This is a genomic window from Nitrososphaera sp. AFS (genome assembly GCF_009898475.1).
Classification (GTDB): domain Archaea; phylum Thermoproteota; class Nitrososphaeria; order Nitrososphaerales; family Nitrososphaeraceae; genus Nitrosopolaris.
The window spans coordinates 34,427-53,637 of the sequence record NZ_QURE01000006.1; the positions used below are offsets into that span (position 1 = coordinate 34,427).

Sequence of the window (19,211 nt, forward strand, 5' to 3'; positions counted from 1 at the left end):
ATTGGTGTTGAGCGCGTCAATACGGCGATTTGAGTTAATCTCGGGTAATCGCAAATTGTTCCTTCTATGATCGTGCTACAAAAATATATTAATGGATGCATTCCATTGATGGATGGCTTATTGTCGGTCTAAATGTTCACGATATACTCTCAATTTAGTGCGCAATCTTGTATATACTTGTAAGGAAAATACCGAAAAGAGCTGGATAAGTAAGACGTGCGAGAAAATCAAAAATCAAATAACCTTCGTGAGAAGGAAGAGAAATCGGATAATCGACACAGCGGTGAAGCTTCACATATAAAAGGGTCAGATACCAATTATGATGAGGATCACCGTTCTCAAGGGCTGCCTACCCACCAGCGGCTGCAAAGGAATTCGTCTGAGACTACTACTAAACAAGCAAAGGAAAAGGATAGCCATGGCGCTAAGCTGACATTAGACAAGGAAAGTGGCCTTTCAAAGGCCATTTTAAAGTCTATTCCACCTGAATCCCAAATATCATATGCAAAATTTGAAGGCCCGAATATTGCCCTTTATACTCGCAATCCCGGCTTTTCTCTAACAGAACTGACATACCACCTGTCAAACCTTTCAAAAAGCTTGAAGAAAAGGTTTGTAGTTCGTACAGACCCATCAATCAGAATGCCCGAGGATGACACTAGGAGGACCGTAGTCAAACTACTCCCAAAGGATGTTTTAGTTTCTGCAGTGTTCTGTGACGATGCTACGGGGGAAGTTATCCTAGAAGTTAACAGACCTGACGCTGTAACTCCAGAAATTGTCATAGAAATAGCCAAGTCTACAGGTTGGGTTGCCCATACTCGACTTTCCCCGCACCTGCCGTCTTATATAATTAATACGATTCATTCTACCTTAAAGAGCTCTGCAAAGGAAAGATCGAGTTTTTTACAAGAGTTAGGATCCAGAATATTTAGGACTCCCCTTGTAGAAATAAAAAGCTTCAATTCAAAGAGCTCCATGATTGCCATGGTTAATTCCTTTGAATCATCACACAGCCAAATCTCTCAACCAAATAACAAAGAGGTTATCTTATTTTGCTTGGGCGGAGTAAAGCAGGTAGGAAGATCTTGTTTTATAGTGGTAACGCCTGAGAGCAAAGTGATGTTAGATTGCGGTATCAATCCAGGTGAGAGTAGTGGTACTGATGCTTATCCGAGGTTAGATTGTTTTAATTTTAATTTAAGCGAGCTGGACGCAGTGGTGGTGAGTCATGCACATATTGACCACCAAGGCTTTCTTCCTAGTCTATACAAGTATGGATACAGCGGTCCAATTTATTGTACTGAGCCGACGTTACCCTTAATGACCCTGTTACAAATGGACTCAATAAAAATATCGAAAGCCAATGGGACATATTTGACGTACGAAGGTAGGGATGTAAACGAAGTTATTAAGCATTGTATTACTCTTCCATACGGAAAGCCAACTGATATTTCCCCTGATATCACGATCACACTGAATAATGCCGGTCACATCCTCGGTAGCGCTACAGTCCATCTAAATATTTCTGGTGCACACAATATACTTTATTCCGGCGACTATAAATATGCAAAGACACAGCTCCTTGACAGCGCCTCCTCAATGTATCCTAGAGTTGAGACTCTCATTACAGAGAGTACCTATGGCAGTAGCGCAGATATAATGCCTGATCAAACAGCGGTGTATTCCACTTTTACACAGAGCATAAACAAGACGTTAGTTGATGGTGGAAAGGTGCTTATTCCGGTTCCAGCGGTAGGCCGCGCTCAAGAAATAATGCTAGTGATAGACAAAGAGATGCGTGAAGGAAGGCTCATTGAGACTCCTATATACATAGAGGGAATGATTTCGGAGGCTAGTGCTATCCACATGTCATATGCACATTATTTAGGGTACGACGTACGAAAGTCCGTTTCTCAGGGCACTAATCCCTTTGAGTCGGAGTATTTTACCCCCATTAACGGACCAAATAAAAGAGAGGAGGTTTTAGAAGATGAGAATCCTGCAATAATTATGGCGACCTCAGGGATGCTTGAGGGAGGGCCTTCAGTAGAGTACTTTAAAGTGATTGCTCCTTCGTCAAAAAAGATCGTATTCGTTTCTTACCAGATAAACGGTACTCTGGGAAGAAGGATCGTGGAAGGAACTCTAACGGAGGCGAGTATGCTGGATCAGGCTGGCAAGGTCAAAGTTATTCCAGTTAAATGTAAATCTCAAAAAATCGACGGTTTTAGTGGACATAGTGATTTTAATCAGATATTGAGTTTCATTTCTAGAATAAGGCCTAAACGAGTCTTAGTTAATCATGGAGAGAAATCCAAGTCTGAAAGCGTAGCAAGTACGGTGTATCGGAAACTTAAGATTAGATCAAGTGTACCGGACAATAGAGAAATTATCAAACTAAGATAATCGAAAAAAATAGGGAATTTCGCTTACGGAGCATTTTTAGCCTTGTGTCGCGGCTTATACACTTAGATTAGTGATTTGGCAATAAGATATAGATGCATAGATTGTAACATTGTTTTGAGCGGAGAAGGAGCTTCAAGACATTATTTGGCAAATCCGACTCATAAACTAGAAAAACTTCCTCCGCCGCTGAAGCCGGTTAGAGATACTGACGTCACTCGATAATTTAACTCACTCTCTAATACTCTCCAAGGTTGAAACTACCTGCCAGAGCATGGTCCTAATATGAGATTGCATTTGGGGATTTTGGGTAATTGTGTCTAGCATACTAATTGCGTTTGCGGCTCGAACAGATACGCTACCTCCTTTTTCATCCTTTAGTGCAAAGAAAAGTTCTTTAATCATATTCCGTATGTTCCTTTGAATATTGGTATTCTTTGAAATATTATCCAAGGTAGAAATTGCACTTGACAAACGATCTTCATTTTCTTTGCGTTTTACTTCCTTTTTTGTTGACGTCATTTCCATATTCATCCTTTAAGATTGGATTATTTTTTAGTTAGCAACTGGTAGCTTTTGAATCTTTTTATTCCCATAAATTGATTCGTCGTACCACGAATGCCGATCTGTACAAACAACGTTGGTTCAAAGATTGCGGCTGCAAGTCTGTCTCAAGATCTTCTAAGTTTATTGTTCCAGATCGTAGCTTTGAAACTGTTTCTAATACTATTCTAGCTCATCTTGGGCACAACAATTGATTTCTTTATGTACCCTTACCTAGCCTATTTCGCACTTTGTTTTTTTTGCTCAAACGGACTAACTTTACTGTGTTCTTGACCTTTTGTCGAAATATACACTTCTTCCTTTTGAGTGTCATGAGTGAAGTAATAGGCATCGGTAGCCTTCCCACTCACACTTATTTAGTCGACCAATCGGAACCATGTTGTCTGCGGGGGCTACAAAGTTTAAGCACAGAGTATGAGTACACCATCCCATACATAACCTAAATTCGAACATGAATTTTAATAATACGGCTATGAAACATTTTGAAAGCAATTTCAGCGTAATCTTTCCCTTAGATTGTGGGATATTTAGGCACCAACTACCCCGAAGCTCCAAGGAGCAAGTACTGTAGCGTAAAGGAATTATGTGCCCCAAACGGAATGTGTAATACGACCGATCGATGATCCCAGTTCTCTCCCGATCATCGATCCAATATTCCGTGCCTAATCTAATCATAATGAAAAGGTTTTGCTGTAGTAAAAGTGTCAGATTCTAACCCGAATCAAAAATTATGAACGTTGTCATCAAAAAGTAAATTTCACTCGACCGGCTACAGACCTCATAAACTTTATTTTGATCTGTTCTGGCTACTAGAATAAATCCAATTGATAACTGGCAGTCAAACCTTCTGGATCGAGTATTGCTATGGATAGAAGCCAGTTCTAAAATATAAAGTGTTTCGATTGCTATCCACAATCATTATTTGAGCCTAAAAGTCAAGTTGAATTTAAATATATTAAACCCAATTTCACAACCAAATCTCGTGCGATTACTGTTAGTTGGTTTTGGGGTGGTAGGTCAAAGCCTTGTAAAGTTGTTATTATCACGTTCGACCGATCTACATAAGTTATACGGGGTGAATCCCCGCGTCGTTGCGTGTATCGACAGTCATGGCTCTGCTGTATCGACCGCCGGACTGGATCTCCAGAGGTTGCTGGAGGCAAAGAGATTGTTGGGCTCTGTTGGGGGTTACGATAGGTCCAAACCAAATTATGAGTTGCCTTCTCTTATCGAGAAGGCTGATGCCGAGATTGTGGTTGAATTAACACCTACGAACATAGACAGCGGTGAGCCCGGCATTTCTAATATTGTTGCATCACTAAAATCAGGAAAGCATGTTATTACAGTAAACAAGGGTCCGCTAGCTCTTGCTTTTCCATCGCTTTTAGAACTTGCGAATTACAACGACGTTAAGCTTCGTTTTAGCGGCACGGTCGGAGGAGGAACCCCAATATTGGAGTTTGCCAAGCGTAGTTTGAAAGGTGACAATATACTATCGTTTCGTGGCATTCTTAACGGCACCACGAACTACATACTTAGTAAAATGGAACAAGGCCTCGAATTCAACGATGCCTTTAATGATGCCAAATTGAACGGATATGCTGAAGCATCCTCGCTTCTTGATATTGATGGTTTCGACGCAGCGGCCAAATTGGTAATCATGGCAAATTGGATCATGGGGATGAAAGTCACCATTAAGGACGTGTACAGACGTGGGATTGGTGACATAAATCTGACTGATGTCAAAAGAGCCAATAAAGCAGGGAAGGCTATAAAATTAATTGGCAAGTGTGAAAATAGACGTCTATGTGTCGAGCCCACGGAGCTGTCAAATACGGATCCAATTTGTGTGAATGGTACTCTAAATGCCGTGACCTTTTGTTCCCAACATTCAGGCGATCACACAATTATAGGCCAGGGTGCAGGAGGGTCACCAACTGCAAGTGCCGTACTCAGAGATTTAATAGACATTCGTACCGCCTTATTGTTGTAGGATATTCCGCAATTTAACAGCAAATGGTTATTCACGGATTTTTTATTAGGTTCGATCGAGAATATACAAACTTCCTGCCTAAAATTTCGACTTCGTGCTATTTTGAATCTTTCAAAAGAATGACGAAATTAATTGCTGCGATGCTCGTCAAAAGAATTAATAGCCTGGTAACGCGGATATAAATGAATGTACAGTGGGGAACTGGAGCTCCAAGCCAAAAGGAAAGCATTGGCAGTGTTACAGGATGAATTCAGTAGGATTCTTAATTCTGCTAGAGAGTTGTCTGCACTAACTACCTCACTTGTCAGGGCTGAAATAAAGGACATACAGACTTCATTGGAAAAAATGAGGACAGCTGAGGAGGAAGTAGAAAATCTTCGCCGCAAAATTACTAGAGAAGTTACAGAAATAGGCAGCTTGATGGTATACAGAGAGGATGTTTTGAGAGCCGCCTATCATATGGACGATATTGCAGGATACATCAGTGGAGTGGCCTTTAGGCTGGGCAATATGAAGTTTGCTTCATTGAAAAATGGGCGATTTGATGACGACCTGCAAGATCTAGTTGGAATGGTTGTCGACGCTATTTTCAAATTAAATGATATGGCTAGAGCTTTAAGTATTAATCCGGTAACTACAATAGAACTTGCCCAAGGAGTTGAGAAATTAGAGAGATTGGTTGATACAAAATATAGGGCCACCATCATCAAGGCCCTGAACGAAATCACGGTTACTAAGGATCTGCTTTTGTTCAAAGATGCTGTTGAAGGAATTGAAGGGATGGCCGATAAGTGCCAGGAGACTTCCGACTCGTTGACTATTTTAGCGCTGAGTATGTGATGATGCTAATTGAAGGCCTATTAATAGAGAATCGAATAATTATCTGGAACCAGGATCACTCCCACATGCTATTTGGAAATGGATACTTTGGAAAGCCACTTGGAATATCAAAGCCAAAAGGAGTTCAATTCGATTCCCCTCTAATATTGGATTTAATGGAAGGTTGTTATCTAAGCCAAATCGGTGCTCTCACAATCATAAACAAGTTTCTGAAGAGATTATCATATAAGGATATAAGGGCTATTTGTAAGAAAGAGTATGCAAACTTCGAAAGAAAATACGTTGTCTTCAAGCATCTGCGAGAAAGAGGCTATATAGTATCTCCAGGACTTAAATTTGGATGTGACTTCGCCGTTTATGAAAAGGGGCCGGGCATTGATCATGCACCATACTTGGTTCAGGTCTTTGAGCAGAATGAGAATTTAACAGCTACGGGAATTGTTCTTTTCGGAAGGTTGGCTACAACCGTTAAGAAGCAATTCATTTTAGCGCTCCCACGGTTCAAGGAAGATAAGGTAGACTTTATAGGATTCGAGTGGTGGAGAGCCTAATTTTTATACTCCTGAGCCAGATAGCGAGCTTCCAGGTTGGATTATAACTTTTGTTCTCTGCTGAGGGAGGTCAAACTTTACAAAGTTTTCTCCGGAAATTGTCAGGCGCGCTGTATATTTGTCCGATCCAGGCTCGAGCCACCCCTTGTATCTGATGGTATTTTTGATGATGTCTGTTATGCTAGGTTTTTTCTCATCCACCTCTTCATAGCATGATAGGAGCTCACCATAGCGGACTTCGGATTGGCGGTTATGGTGGACTAAATAATAGGCGAAGACGGCAGTCTTTTCGTAATGATTGGCCGGTTTCTTTTGTGAATAGAACTGGCGAAGGCCCAATTTATCGCCATTTCCCTTCAAATCAACTGGAATGGGAGGAAGTGATGAAGACTGTCTCGGAACGCTATGCTTAGAACTACCAGTTGGAGCAATTGATCGCTTGCTACGATCCTTGAAGGCAGGCATATTAAAACACTCCTTGTCCGATTCTAATATTGTGCCAAAACGACTAAGTAAGGTCTCTCCTATCTCGGAGTTGAAGATCTGTTCAAGCTTCTGAAGATGCTTATCGACAAAAGTTGTTGGTCCCTCTATCTCTACAGTCCCATCCTTTGAATTAAGCATAAATTTGGCCTCTGGAATTCTCAATATATTATAACCAGTTGCTGCCACTTAATAAAGGTGAAATAGTGCCGTAACATGGTTACGTACTTGTCATTCTTGACGTTGCTGCAAGTTCACAACTAGTTCATTACCTTTAATAGTAATGTGAGGGTCGTATGGCCGTGGTAAGTCATTTTCCTGCCCCACTCAAATTTTTAGACAAAGTAGTCGTGATTACTGGCAGCGGAACTGGTATAGGCCAATCGATTGCAAAAAAATTTGCAGAAAATGGTGCGCACATTGTTATTATGGGAAGAAGAAAGGAGCCCCTAGAAAATACATTAAATCTATTAACTGAGACCATGAATATCGTAGGTTCAAAAGCAACTGTCAGAAGCTTTCCAGGAGTCGATGTCTCAGATGAAGTTGGAATAAACGAAATGTACAGAGATATCGAACAAAAATTCGGTAAAGTCGATATAATTGTAAATAATGCTGGAATATCAGGTCCCGTAAAAGCCTTCACTAATGCTAGCTATGAAGAATTCAGGGAATGTGTGGCCATTCATTTGACTGGGACTTTTTGTGCTACGACACATGGCATCAGGACGATGCGGCCTGGCGGTAAGGTCATAACTGTGTCCACATTTTTTACTGAAGAGAATAAATTTGAGCAGAGGCCGTATCGGTTTAGAGCTCCATACACTTCTGCACAGGGATCCAAAAATAGATTGACAGAAGCCTTGGCGTGGGAGCTTGTAGAAATGGGGATTAAATCAATAGCAACTAATCCAGGGCCTGTCCATTCGGATAGAATATACAGGACTGTATACCCAAAGGCAGCTGCCGAGTTCTTAAGAATAGGTGGCTTTGAAGGCCTTAGTTCATCAGAAATCGAGAAAGCAACAAAATCCTTGTTGGATTTACTTGGCGAGCCGGAGCCAGTTATTAATATGGGAGTTAATAAGATAGCTAGCGAAATTTCTAAATCCCGCGAAACGATCAAACCTGAACTTCCAGAATCAAATGGTTTAGCTTCACTGATCTTCGAATTACTTAGAAAACTACAAGAAATAGCTGAAAAGATTCAGTCAAACACGTCAAAAATGATAGTTGACGGAGAGTTTTTAACACAAGATGATGTGGCAAATATGGTTCTGAATCTGTGTGATGACAATATTAGCAAACTAATCAACGGTAGAATTATTCCAAACGACCGAGTGTTCTATCCTGTTAAACCTATTATCGGGACGTCTATACTGGATTCCGACCAGCAGCGTTCTAACCTAGCCAACAAGGTTTTCGTCATAACGATAACCTCCTCGGTGGAAAAGGATTTGGATAGAGCTTATAGTATTGCTACTGATCTTAGATCTAACAAGGCCAAACAAGTAATAATACTCACGAGAAATCCAAAGGATGCGATAAAGTTCAGAGAGTTTCATTACCATTCAATAGATTTTTCAGATGAAGGTCGCGTACGGACGATTCTCAAAACTGTAAGGTCTAAATTTGGGATTCTTGATTCATTGATCCACATTACCGGCGATTACAACTACAATATGCCACTAATGTCGATTGAGAGATCTACATGGGATCAATTGGTTGACAATTTCATTAATCTGCCTAGTTTAATCGTTAAGGAGGCTGTTAATATTATGGCGCCTCCAGGATCTATTGAGAACCCAGAAAACTATAAAGGAGTACAAGGTTCTATCATAATTATCGGGCCGGATTCTCCAGTAGGAAAGAAGATTTCTGGACTGGTTAGAGCAAGGTCGGAAATCTTCAGGGGTGCACTAAGGCCTTACACCGCCACTGTAAATCAAGAGCTTCGGGACGTGCTCGGCTCGAAAATACATGTTTATTTGCTGCTGCCAGGTAACATAGCGGGCGATAGCCCTAGTACAGCGTTGCTTACCAGTTCAGTGGCCGGAATATTGACCATGTCATATCAGCCCAATAATCAATCAATATTTTATATAGGCGAATAATTAGTATGGCAAATCTTCCGTTAGCACGGTTCCTTTCTAGAAAGAGTAGATCGCTATACGTGATCTAATGGTTCTTACCTTATTCAACAACAATCAGCTCTGAAAATGAGGTCTCTCTCCACGTGGCAATGAAAAAAATACAGCATAAAAAACTGCTGCCGAGTACATCTGGTGCCAAAAGCTGCGCGATGTGTCGAATCGATCGTTTTAGCTCGTTACTTGTTCGCTAGAAGATTCCGCTGCACTACTCGAGGTTGTGGACGTTGGCGCAGATGCCTCGCCATCAACAATTTCGGCTGTAGCGAATCTATTGCCTACTTGAACTACTCTAATCTTTGCGTTCTGACCCACTTTGCCATTCTTCACAAATATTACGAATCCCTGGATCCTGGCAATCCCGTCTCCTTTCCTACTGATCTCAGTAATCTGTACGTCATACTCTTTGCCTGTTTCAACCGGTTTTGGACCAAAGTTGTCGTTCCTTCTGAATCCTCCATAACTCATACTTGATACCTTTACTGAAGTCAGATCACCATCCATATATAAACTGTCAAAGTTATGTTAATCTTCTATGACCTCTTAAACCAACTTCCGCATGCTTGTCGTAAGCATTCAATTGCCGAATGCACTGCCAAGATACTAGTCTTAGGATTACTGGGGGTTTGTACGCTTCTAACATTTATCAGAACTTCTCCGAATGGCCCGGTAGCTCTGATGTTGTGCTGATTTACGTTAATATGCGGATCTGCAATTATTTCGACTCTCGTTTTCCGAAGACCGACTCCTGCGAGGCCCAAGGCCACTGCAACATTGATATTTGCTGGGAATTTCTCAGCAGCGTCTAGTGCATCACCCTGATATACAAGTGTACTTTCCTTTATAGTCTCTAATTTTACTGGATTAGAAGCAAAAAATGGGGCATCCGCCAAGGCTTTAGGATTTTTCGTTGTCGTAAGCGTAACTGAATCGAGATGTCCTTTAAGGCTCCTTATTGCATCTAAACCGGCTATAGCGCCGGTGGGCACGTATATGTGATTCTTGTTTGTTAGGGCTATATCAAGCAATTCGGACGAGAAAGAATCGTCAGACAAGGCGCCGACGCTCATTAAAAAGAGATCTTTTTTGTATTTTAACACGAATTTGCCATATTGCTTAGCAGCAGCTTGTGAGGCGGCCTCAATCACGATATCAGTGATCCTAAATTCTTGAGAGCAAACAAAGTCAGTAAAGCTAGAAAAGGAAACTACATTGTGATTATGAAGACGAAGTTTCAACCTTTGAGTGGATATCTGCTCGGCATCAAATATGGCAACTAAGTTTGCGTTCTCTATTCTCCCGGAATCTATGGATATTGCTAATTCGCTGCCAATTGCCCCACATCCAATTATAGAAATATTCATGAGATAGCCCAGGGCTTTCAGAACAAAATCATGCCATAAGGAATTATCTCCTACCGCCTCTTTCCGGCCTTTTTTGTCCTGGTGGCCTTCTCCTTTCAAAACGCTTGACGAAGTTGTTCTTATTGCGAAGCTTTGACACAGGACTTTGCCTGACCTTGCCTTGAATTTTAGGAGTCTGACCCCTTACTTTCCCTGCCTTGGTCAAAGATCCATGAGTTGGCATTGCCTATATATACTGAAAATCAATCTAATATATACATATCCATAGTACTGTGTAATATCAATGTGGCAAGTATTGCCATACTTTGGAATATCCAGGGCAGCCATCTCCTCGAATATACTCGTTTAAATGTGCTTCAATGTTGGTTGAAGCAGTAGACAATGCTTGAAGAGCGCAAGAATAGACTGCAACAATTAAAGAAGTCAAAAAATGCAATAATAATCGCACATAACTATCAATTGCCGGAGGTGCAAGAGGTAGCTGATGTCATCGGTGATTCGCTAGCGCTATCAAGAACTGCTGCACAATCTGATGCACAAACAATAGTGTTCTGTGGTGTGCATTTCATGGCTGAGACAGCAGCTATTCTTTGCCCTGACAAACAAGTTTTAATTCCTGACTCCGATGCCGGGTGTTCTCTCGCTTCCAGTGTAAACACAGCGGAAGTGAAGTCTTGGAAAGCTAAACATCCAAACGCAATTGTAGTGAGCTATGTTAATACCTCGGCTGAAGTAAAGGCTTTATCAGATTATTGTTGTACTTCATCCAACGCAGTCAAAATAGTGAACAGTATTCCTTCAGAGCGAGAGATTCTTTTCCTTCCAGATATGTTTTTGGGTTCATACGTAGCAAAAATGACGAATAGAAAAAATATGTACATTTGGCCGGGCGAATGCCACGTTCATGCAGGAATAAAGCCAGATGATATTAATATTATGCTCAAGAAATATCGACATGCGGATTTTCTGGTACACCCTGAATGTGGCTGTACTTCGACTGCCCTGTATCATACTTCGACTGGAGAATTGGAGAAATCAGCACATATTCTTTCAACTGACGGGATGATGAAGCATGTGACTACCTCGAGCGCTAAGCAGTTTGTAATTGCTACAGAGACCGGTATTCTAAACAGAATGAAGAAACAAAATCCAGATAAACAATTTATTCCGATAAAGAAGGACGCGATTTGTAGGTATATGAAATTAATTAACCTGGAAAAATTAGAAAACTCGCTCCTTAACAATGTGTACCAGGTCAAAGTTCCATCCAATATTGCGTCGAAAGCAAAAGATGCAATTACACGTATGCTTTCTATTGGTTGATTTGAAAATCTTGATGCTAGTCTAGCTGGCTAATTATTCTCAAGCTGAAATCAATTGCCCTAGGTGAATGTGTGAGGTACCCTAGCGAGATGATGTCAGGTCTCAACCGTGCATAAGACATAATATTTTGCAACCCGATTCCGCCGGATATTTCTGTTTTAATCTTTTTGCGATGTGCTTTTTTCCTAATTGCGACCATCGCAACTCCCGCTTGCACCAATGAAAAGTTATCGAGCATTACGATGTCCACGTCAGCGTTTATCGCGGAATACATTTCCTTCAAATTCTTAACTTCGCATTCAAGCAACAGACCGCCGTGAGTTTTTTCAGTTGCAGTTCTGGCAGAGTCTCTGATAGACGGATTCAAAGTTAGATGGTTATCCTTTATCAATAGCATATCGTCAAGCCTCATTCTATGTGACCAACCGCCCCCGAGTTCTACTGCCTTCTTATCAAAGTAGCCTAGCCCAGTTGCTGTCTTTCGGGTACATGCAACTGTTGTGAATCTGTTAACCTTTCTTACCAATTTAACGGCCTTCCGGGTTTCCGTTGCAATACCGCTCATCCGCATTATGAGGTTTAATGCGGTTCTTTCTGCTTTCAGTATGGCTCTAGCTAAGCCTATGACTTTCATTACTACGCAACCCTTTTTAACGCTCCCTCCATCTGAAGCAAGTGCCTGAACGCTGCACCCGCATATTTCGAAGACCATGCCTGCTTCTCTCAACCCTGCGATTGTCGCAGGCTCATCTGATTTGCAGACAATCTCTGCTGAAGTGGAGATCCCTGGCGCAATAATGCAATCAGTTGTTATATCACATGTACCCACATCCTGCGCCAAAAAATTTACTAGCGATTTTCTAATTGTAAGATATGTATGTAAATCCTCCGTAATCTCTGGCATTACGCTACCTTAAGTGCATATTTGTGAGGTACTGTCAAGTCAAGTGTAGCAGCAACCATGGATTTTGCAGGATTAAAGATCAAAATTATTCCCGACCAATCTGGGCTCAGATCAACAGACTTACAGAGCGGACATACCTTTCCAACGGTAACCGCCTTGCATTTTTTACATGCTACTTCCCTTGCCACCTATTTGGCACCCCCAGCTCCACCTTTCTTTTCCTTTGGTGGTGTTTGTGCCTGAGGCTGTTTCGCCCTGACAACCTCTTGTTCAATCCATTCGCTAGCACCAAGAAATGGCTGTCTACAAGTTATACCTATTTTTCCCATGGCGGCTCCTTTTCCTAAACTTATCGCCGTAACCCTTGCGCGAATTCTTGACCCAATTCGCAAACTTTTTGCACTCTGATTTGCGATTATAACTCCTTGCTTCACATCGCTCCTAAGATAGTCATCAGTTATTTGCGAGAGATGCAACAACGCATCAGTAGGGCCTATTCTGACAAATGCACCGAAGTCAGTAATTTCCACGATCTCTCCTTCTACTACCTCTTGCAATTTTGGATAAAAAGTTAAGGCACTAAAGCTTACTCGATGGTATGTAGCCCCGTCGCCGGCTATGAGCTTACCTACTGAATTTGCACTGGCATCTATGATCATTATTACATATCCGAGCTCGGTGCTTATCATGCTCTCGTATTTTTCTTTTAGAATACCGACAGCCGTATCCCTTAATGAATTCTTTAACCTGCTTGGAGGAATTCTAACAACGTCACTCATATGAACTATTTCAAACATTCTGAACGTTGGGTTGTTGATCAAAAGATCAATTTATGAACCTTTGGTATTTTCACCGTGGTTGTCTGCGAATGATCCAATGTTAGCTGTTTTGGATGAAAAATTTAATCGAGGACTCAGTTATCTCGAAAATGGCATCTCTCATAGCGGTGTTCTTTAAGGTAGATTTTAAATATCCTTCGAAGAATATCGAACCTTTAAGGCCTAACCTATGTCTTATAACAACAGTTCTACCGTTTGATTGCAAGGTTTCATCATATGTTCCAAGATGACCATAACGACAAATTATCTTTTCAATATAATCTAGGACAGTTTGCTCGGATAGCTCTTTCTTCCAAAACAAAATTGTGTCTTTGGAAACAGTTTCGCCAAGTTTTTGACCTATCTCACACAGTCTATCATCCTCATAGGATCCAATTAGCGCAGTAACAAACTCTCTGTTAATTACTATCATGTCTATTTTTGACAAATATCTGGTAAACTCCACATATCTTTTGATAATGATTCCCACCAATGCATTTACTGATATCCCCATCCTCTCGGCCTCCTTCTCCAAAGTTCTTGAAAGGGCTAAGTCGAATCTGAATGATCTGGTAGTTGTATCAGACCGAGAATCAAACTTATTGCGCTTCAAGGCTCTACTTAACTTTTCCAGATTTATAAGTCCTGTGTTCATTGGTGATGAAATGTGTCTAAAACTTTAGCATTGGCTTGCGTACAAAAGTATATCTTCCTTTTCGCTCTAGTTGAACGTAGCCTGCTCGTTAAGTTCAACTGTCTATCAAGCAAATTTCCGAGTTCAAAGGCTTAGATTTGAACCACGTTTTTGAGCTAGGTCTTCTGAGCAAAGACGTTTGTGGGCCAATCGTGATTCAAATAAATTTGTATATATTATTTAATTAGAACCAACTTAAGAACTTGAGATCAGCTTAAATCATCACTCTGATTATCACGCAATCGTCCTTAAAGAGTGAAGATTGAAAGGAAATCACTGGAAGCATATTATAGACAACACTTTATATCCTGAAAGTGAATTTCAATATGAAATGACTAACGTTAGGGTAGCAGCGACTGACGAAATTGCTGAAGGCAAAGGCAAAGAGTTGGACGTGAAGGGAATTAAGATAGCATTGTTTAATGTTCGTGGGAAGTACTATGCAATCGAGGCCCTTTGTAGACATCAAGATGGCTCACTTGCGCCTGGAAGGACACAAGGAGAGATAGTTGAATGTCCTCTGCATTCTTGGCACTATAACTTGACAACTGGCAAACTAATTGATTATGTTGATGGAGTCAATCTTCTTACCTATCCTGTAAAGGTTGAGGGTAATCAGGTATACATAGACATTTAGCATGCCAAGTGGCGTCATCATAATAGTTCATACGACTTTTCTTATTTGCAACTCAAGTGCGATGAGATGAATCTTTTAATCGTAGATTACAACACTATGGACTCAACTAATTGAAAGTCTTTAACACCATGTCGAAAAGACTATCCAACCTAGATCAATCTACACCTGTTAGGATATACGTGTGTGGAGTAACTGTCTATGATGATTCACATATTGGGCATGCACGAACTGTCATCATTTTCGACATACTACGTCGCTATCTCCTCTCGAAAAAATATACAGTGCAATATATTCAGAACTTTACAGATGTTGATGACAAAATCATAAGGCGGGCCCTTGCCGAAGGAGTTGTGGCCGAAGAAATTTCTTCTAAATATATCTTAAATTACTTTAGGGATTTCGATTCACTAAATGTACTTCGGGCTGATCTGTACCCAAGAGCAACAGAGCATATGCAAGACATGGAACGGATTATTGGCGTGCTTTTGCAAAAAGGTTATGCATATCTCTCTCAAAATGGTGTTTATTTTAGAGTCAAATCTTTTAAAGATTATGGCAAGCTGTCTAAGAAACCGATTGCTGAATTGGAAGTTGGGGCTAGAATAGAGATAGACCATCATAAGGAGGATCCTCTCGATTTTGCTTTGTGGAAATTCGAATCAAATTCTCCAGCATGGGACTCTCCTTGGGGAAAAGGTCGACCCGGGTGGCATATTGAGTGTTCCGCGATGGCTTTAAAGTACTTTGACTGCCCTTTCGAGATTCACGGTGGTGGATATGATCTGGTTTTTCCTCATCATGAGAATGAAATCGCACAATCTGAATCATTTTCGGGTAATGAATTCGCAAGGATTTGGATGCATTGTGGCATGGTTACGGTGAATTTAGAAAAAATGTCTAAATCGCTCCGGAATATTGTGACAATCAAAGATGCGTTATTTAGATATGGACCTAACAGTGTGCGCCTTTATTGCATGTCAGTCCATTATTCTAAACCTTTAGACTATTCAGAGGCCTTGTTGAATGAATGTAAGCAGAAATGGCGACAAATAGAGATATGCGCATGTGAACTGAGTTTTGCAAGCGGTAGCAATGGTGCTATAACAGCTGTGGATAAGCTTTCTACTAACACAAAAAATGAATTCGATGATGCGATGGAAAGTGATCTAAACACTTCCTTAGCCTTAACAGTGTTCCTCAGATTTGTCTCCGAGTTAAATCGACTCGCCGCTCAGGAAATAATTACACTAAATAAGGCAGAGGCCGCAGGAAAGGTATTCAGGAACATCATTAATGTTCTCGGGCTAAAGCTGAAAGAATTGAGCGAAGGAGAAAAAAGCGTAATCGAGAACATGATCCAGACCAGGAATAGTCTGCGAGAACAAAGAAAATTTGAGGAGTCAGATATAATTAGAAAGAGGCTTTTAGAAGAATTTTCTGTCGAGTTAATTGACCATAAAGAGAGAACTATTTGGACTGCAGTAGAATAAGACCAAGAAGACTTCATTTTCAATCCCTAGTAACAGAATAGTTGCGCCTGTCCCAATTATACACTTGAACTGATATGGTTAATGGGTGTGAAGGATCCATTTGGATTAAAGGAATACAATATGCTAAGTTACGGAAGCCAATCTGTTAACTCATCTTGTAATAATCTTGTGCAACTGTATCTAATGTGTATTGAACCACTTTAGCTCAGACCAGTTACTCCTTGAGGAGAAAAATTGGTTTCTACTTTCAGGAAGTTATTATTTTAATGTGGTCTGTATTACTTCAGCATTGGAGATTCCTGATTCCAGAATTGAAAGCAAATTATTCGTCTCTAACAAGCACGGAGAAATACCGCATAAGAATTTGATGAATCCTTCGAAATAATATGACTGGATGCTATTACTTGTAAATGGCTTGTCGCTTAGGAAGCCGCTGCTACAAATTCATATGAAGATACGCAAAGTCGGGGATCAGTCGCATGCCAATAAGCAGAGGACATTAATATGAGAAAAAGCTATCGTGCCATTATGGAAAGTGTGGTGAAGAAATGCCCTCTTTGTGGACTTTTGATAGAGGATGAGAGTGAACTGAGTTTATGTTCAAGTTGTTTGAGAGATGCCGACTGTTGCGTCGGATTAGAGAGGATTTTAGAATGAACTCATTGGATTGGGAGCGTCTCACAAAATCTAAAGCGCCGCTGAATAGTTAGGCATTTTTTTGTCGAGCAACTCATTTACTTTCAAGCCGTTCGCTTCGCGGTTTTATCTAAGGAATACCTGGATGGAATTTCGAGCTTCTTTTCTTGTACATGCAGCCCGTAGTTAAACGGGATTTCACGCGACATAATCTCATCCTGTTGACTTAACACTGGAATATGTAACCTAATGAACAATGGTCAGGAAAAGCGATTAGCATCATCCTACCAATTTCAAGGTGTCTGTCAGTGTGATTATCCCAGCTACTACACCTTTTTCGCTTACTAGAACACATTTGGAAAACCTTACTAGAGGAACTAGTGCTTTTGCCGGGGTAGACACGTCCACAATTGGTGGTGGCGGCTCCATTATGCTCGATAATGACATATCGCGATTACGGTCATTCTTTGCTGGCTCAACCATCCTTTTGGCTAGACCGTCCTCAGTTATTATCCCCACAACTTGAAAACCATCGAAGACGGGAATTTGACTAATAGAATTGCTTCTCATTCTTTCAATCACGACCATCATCGTGTCGCACTTCTGAACAAAGTAGAGATTTCGGCTGCATATGTCGCCAGCCTTAAGTGCAGACTGACCTTCAAGTGAACTAAGGAGGTCGAAAATCTTCTGAGCAGTTTCGTAACTTGGTCTACAACGACCAGACTCGATCTGATTGATCATGGATGTGCTTAGGCCAGTTAATCCTGCCAGCTTGCGCTGAGTTAATCCAAGCCTTCTTCTAGCATGAGCTATATACTCGAGCCTTGGCAGAATTTCCAATACTTTTCTATTTCGGGGCCTTAGGTTTTATAATAATTTGGACTCACTATGCTATATGTTCACGATTTTGACGATTGAGTTTTGGTTTAGCTTATATTTGTGCGCTTAAGTAGTCTTAAACATGAATGCCAACACTAGCTCGAATACGCAATCTAAATGGGATTCTGTAAAGCGTTATAAACTTACCAGAATGCTGAATGAGCTAGGTGGAATTTTAGGTCATGGGACGGAACTCGTGACAGTGTATATCCCCCCTCGACGACCAATATATGACGTTATAGCGCAGCTCAGAAATGAGTCTGGTACCGCATCAAACATTAAATCCGATCTGACTAGAAGTCATGTTCAGGACGCATTGAGTAGGACAATAGAGCACTTGAAGCTTTTCAAGGAGACCCCTGAGAACGGTTTAGTCATATTTTGTGGAGCGATTCCGACAGGAAAGGGATTTGGCACAGAAAAAATTGAGCTTTATTCAGTAATGCCACCAAAGCCGGTCCAGATCCAACTTTACCGTTGCGACGACCACTTTTGGATAAGCCACTTGAAGGATATGATGAAGGATGACAAAGTGATTGGCATTCTCGCCATCGATACTCAAGAGGCTGGACTTGGAATTTTAACGGGCGATCGATGGTTGGTTGTAGACACAATGACTTCGGGCGTTGCAGGCAAACATCGGCAGGGAGGTCAATCAGCTAGGAGATTTGAAAGACTCCGGGACAACGAACTCAATGATTATTATCATAGGGTCGCAGATCATGCCCAGAAGGTCTTCATTAATCAATACAATGTTCGAGGAATTATTGTAGGTGGGCCAGGTCCAACTAAAGAGAATTTTCTCAAAGAAGAATATTTAGACTATCGTTTACAAAACAACGTCATAACGACGCTGGATACTTCCTATTCTGGTGATGAGGGAATACGTGAAATCATAGACAAAGTTAATGATCAGGGAGTGATGGCCGAATATAGACTAATGGAGGAAAAAAAAATCGTAAAGAAATTTATGAGCGAGGTTCATTCAGGAGATGGTTTAGGTATTTATGGTATATCCGATGTTCTTGCGTCACTTCAAACAGGAATAGTTGATATGGTCATTGTTGCCGACAATATAACCAAGACTAAATTGGATGCAAAATGCAATAGGTGCGGATACAATCAACAAAAGATCGTTGAAAGAATCGACGCCACACGAGTGAAGCAAGAGATCATATCAAAACCGTGCCCCTCATGTTCTGCGGTCGATTATGAAATTATAGAGAAGGATATAGTGGATTACCTTGAGGAATTGGCCGCTTTGACAGGAAGTAAACTTGAAGTAATATCTGGAGGATCAGAGGAAGGTAGTCAAATTTCTAGTCTGGGCAGCATAGGAGCCATATTAAGATTTAGGCCAACAACAAATAAAAATTTGGTTGCGCATATATCTTGATTTAATTCTTGTCGGCTGCTAATATAGCACACTAATGAAACTGTGACGTGTCATCCAAACTAGCATGAAAGGATTTTAGA

The 19,211-nt window shown here is 40.9% G+C and carries 19 protein-coding genes; 9 read left to right on the top strand and 10 right to left on the bottom strand.

Going from position 1 to position 19,211, the window contains the following annotated elements; all coding sequences use genetic code 11:
- Positions 1-216: 216 nt before the first annotated feature.
- Entirely contained in the window at positions 217-2,409 is a 2,193-nt protein-coding gene (locus DYY65_RS01275) for a beta-CASP ribonuclease aCPSF1 (RefSeq protein WP_370519257.1), read from the top strand.
- 228 nt (positions 2,410-2,637) lie between these two features.
- On the opposite strand, the gene DYY65_RS01280 is transcribed toward DYY65_RS01275, so the two are convergent.
- The gene (locus tag DYY65_RS01280) at positions 2,638-2,928 is read right to left on the bottom strand and encodes a UPF0147 family protein (RefSeq protein WP_162476182.1); all 291 of its coding nucleotides are present in this window, start codon (positions 2,926-2,928) and stop codon (positions 2,638-2,640) included.
- A 1,024-nt stretch (positions 2,929-3,952) separates the two neighbouring features.
- Here DYY65_RS01280 and DYY65_RS01285 point away from each other — a divergent pair.
- The 3 genes from DYY65_RS01285 to endA all read left to right on the top strand — a co-directional run bounded on the left by DYY65_RS01285 (position 3,953) and on the right by endA (position 6,354).
- On the top strand, positions 3,953-4,963 hold the full coding sequence (locus tag DYY65_RS01285) for a homoserine dehydrogenase (RefSeq protein ID WP_370519261.1): 1,011 nt from the start codon (positions 3,953-3,955) through the stop codon (positions 4,961-4,963).
- A 186-nt stretch (positions 4,964-5,149) separates the two neighbouring features.
- Positions 5,150-5,803: a DUF47 domain-containing protein gene (locus DYY65_RS01290; RefSeq protein ID WP_162476184.1), complete on the top strand. Its 654-nt coding sequence runs from the start codon at positions 5,150-5,152 to the stop codon at positions 5,801-5,803.
- Between the two features lie 8 nt (positions 5,804-5,811).
- Entirely contained in the window at positions 5,812-6,354 is a 543-nt protein-coding gene (gene endA, locus DYY65_RS01295) for a tRNA-intron lyase (protein WP_370519262.1), read from the top strand.
- 3 nt (positions 6,355-6,357) lie between these two features.
- Here endA and DYY65_RS01300 read toward each other — a convergent pair whose 3' ends face one another.
- Positions 6,358-7,002: a hypothetical protein gene (locus tag DYY65_RS01300; RefSeq protein ID WP_162476186.1), complete on the bottom strand. Its 645-nt coding sequence runs from the start codon at positions 7,000-7,002 to the stop codon at positions 6,358-6,360.
- Positions 7,003-7,133: 131 nt separating this feature from the next.
- On the opposite strand from DYY65_RS01300, the gene DYY65_RS01305 reads away from it, so the two are divergent.
- Complete coding sequence (locus DYY65_RS01305) at positions 7,134-8,951, top strand: SDR family NAD(P)-dependent oxidoreductase (protein WP_162476187.1); 1,818 nt, start codon at positions 7,134-7,136, stop codon at positions 8,949-8,951.
- Between the two features lie 207 nt (positions 8,952-9,158).
- Here DYY65_RS01305 and DYY65_RS01310 read toward each other — a convergent pair whose 3' ends face one another.
- The 3 genes from DYY65_RS01310 to DYY65_RS01320 all read right to left on the bottom strand — a co-directional run bounded on the left by DYY65_RS01310 (position 9,159) and on the right by DYY65_RS01320 (position 10,574).
- On the bottom strand, positions 9,159-9,455 hold the full coding sequence (locus tag DYY65_RS01310; RefSeq protein ID WP_162476188.1) for a TRAM domain-containing protein: 297 nt from the start codon (positions 9,453-9,455) through the stop codon (positions 9,159-9,161).
- Between the two features lie 65 nt (positions 9,456-9,520).
- Entirely contained in the window at positions 9,521-10,450 is a 930-nt protein-coding gene (gene nadX / locus DYY65_RS01315) for an aspartate dehydrogenase (protein ID WP_236561586.1), read from the bottom strand.
- Entirely contained in the window at positions 10,395-10,574 is a 180-nt protein-coding gene (locus tag DYY65_RS01320) for a 30S ribosomal protein S30e (RefSeq protein ID WP_162476189.1), read from the bottom strand. The genes nadX and DYY65_RS01320 overlap by 56 nt, the downstream gene beginning before the upstream one ends.
- A gap of 158 nt (positions 10,575-10,732) precedes the next feature.
- On the opposite strand from DYY65_RS01320, the gene nadA reads away from it, so the two are divergent.
- The gene (gene nadA / locus DYY65_RS01325) at positions 10,733-11,674 is read left to right on the top strand and encodes a quinolinate synthase NadA (protein ID WP_162476190.1); all 942 of its coding nucleotides are present in this window, start codon (positions 10,733-10,735) and stop codon (positions 11,672-11,674) included.
- A 16-nt stretch (positions 11,675-11,690) separates the two neighbouring features.
- On the opposite strand, the gene nadC is transcribed toward nadA, so the two are convergent.
- From nadC to DYY65_RS01345, 4 genes are all read right to left on the bottom strand, one after another.
- Positions 11,691-12,578: a carboxylating nicotinate-nucleotide diphosphorylase gene (gene nadC, locus DYY65_RS01330; protein ID WP_162476191.1), complete on the bottom strand. Its 888-nt coding sequence runs from the start codon at positions 12,576-12,578 to the stop codon at positions 11,691-11,693.
- Entirely contained in the window at positions 12,578-12,766 is a 189-nt protein-coding gene (gene spt4 / locus DYY65_RS12345; protein WP_370519258.1) for a transcription elongation factor subunit Spt4, read from the bottom strand. Before spt4 ends, nadC begins: the two co-directional genes overlap by 1 nt.
- On the bottom strand, positions 12,767-13,375 hold the full coding sequence (locus tag DYY65_RS01340) for a DNA-directed RNA polymerase (protein ID WP_162476216.1): 609 nt from the start codon (positions 13,373-13,375) through the stop codon (positions 12,767-12,769).
- 82 nt (positions 13,376-13,457) lie between these two features.
- Positions 13,458-14,009 (bottom strand): hypothetical protein, encoded by a 552-nt coding sequence (locus tag DYY65_RS01345; protein WP_162476192.1) that lies wholly within the window; start codon positions 14,007-14,009, stop codon positions 13,458-13,460.
- Positions 14,010-14,421: 412 nt separating this feature from the next.
- Here DYY65_RS01345 and DYY65_RS01350 point away from each other — a divergent pair, with 412 nt between their 5' ends.
- Positions 14,422-14,727: a Rieske (2Fe-2S) protein gene (locus tag DYY65_RS01350; protein WP_162476217.1), complete on the top strand. Its 306-nt coding sequence runs from the start codon at positions 14,422-14,424 to the stop codon at positions 14,725-14,727.
- 110 nt (positions 14,728-14,837) lie between these two features.
- Positions 14,838-16,217, top strand: coding sequence for a cysteine--tRNA ligase (cysS, locus tag DYY65_RS01355; protein WP_162476193.1), 1,380 nt, complete (start codon positions 14,838-14,840; stop codon positions 16,215-16,217).
- Between the two features lie 915 nt (positions 16,218-17,132).
- On the opposite strand, the gene DYY65_RS01360 is transcribed toward cysS, so the two are convergent.
- Positions 17,133-17,696 (bottom strand): CBS domain-containing protein, encoded by a 564-nt coding sequence (locus DYY65_RS01360; RefSeq protein ID WP_162476194.1) that lies wholly within the window; start codon positions 17,694-17,696, stop codon positions 17,133-17,135.
- A gap of 121 nt (positions 17,697-17,817) precedes the next feature.
- Between DYY65_RS01360 and prf1 the strand changes: the two genes are divergently transcribed.
- Positions 17,818-19,131 (top strand): peptide chain release factor aRF-1, encoded by a 1,314-nt coding sequence (prf1, locus tag DYY65_RS01365; protein ID WP_162476195.1) that lies wholly within the window; start codon positions 17,818-17,820, stop codon positions 19,129-19,131.
- The last annotated feature ends 80 nt before the right edge of the window (positions 19,132-19,211 follow it).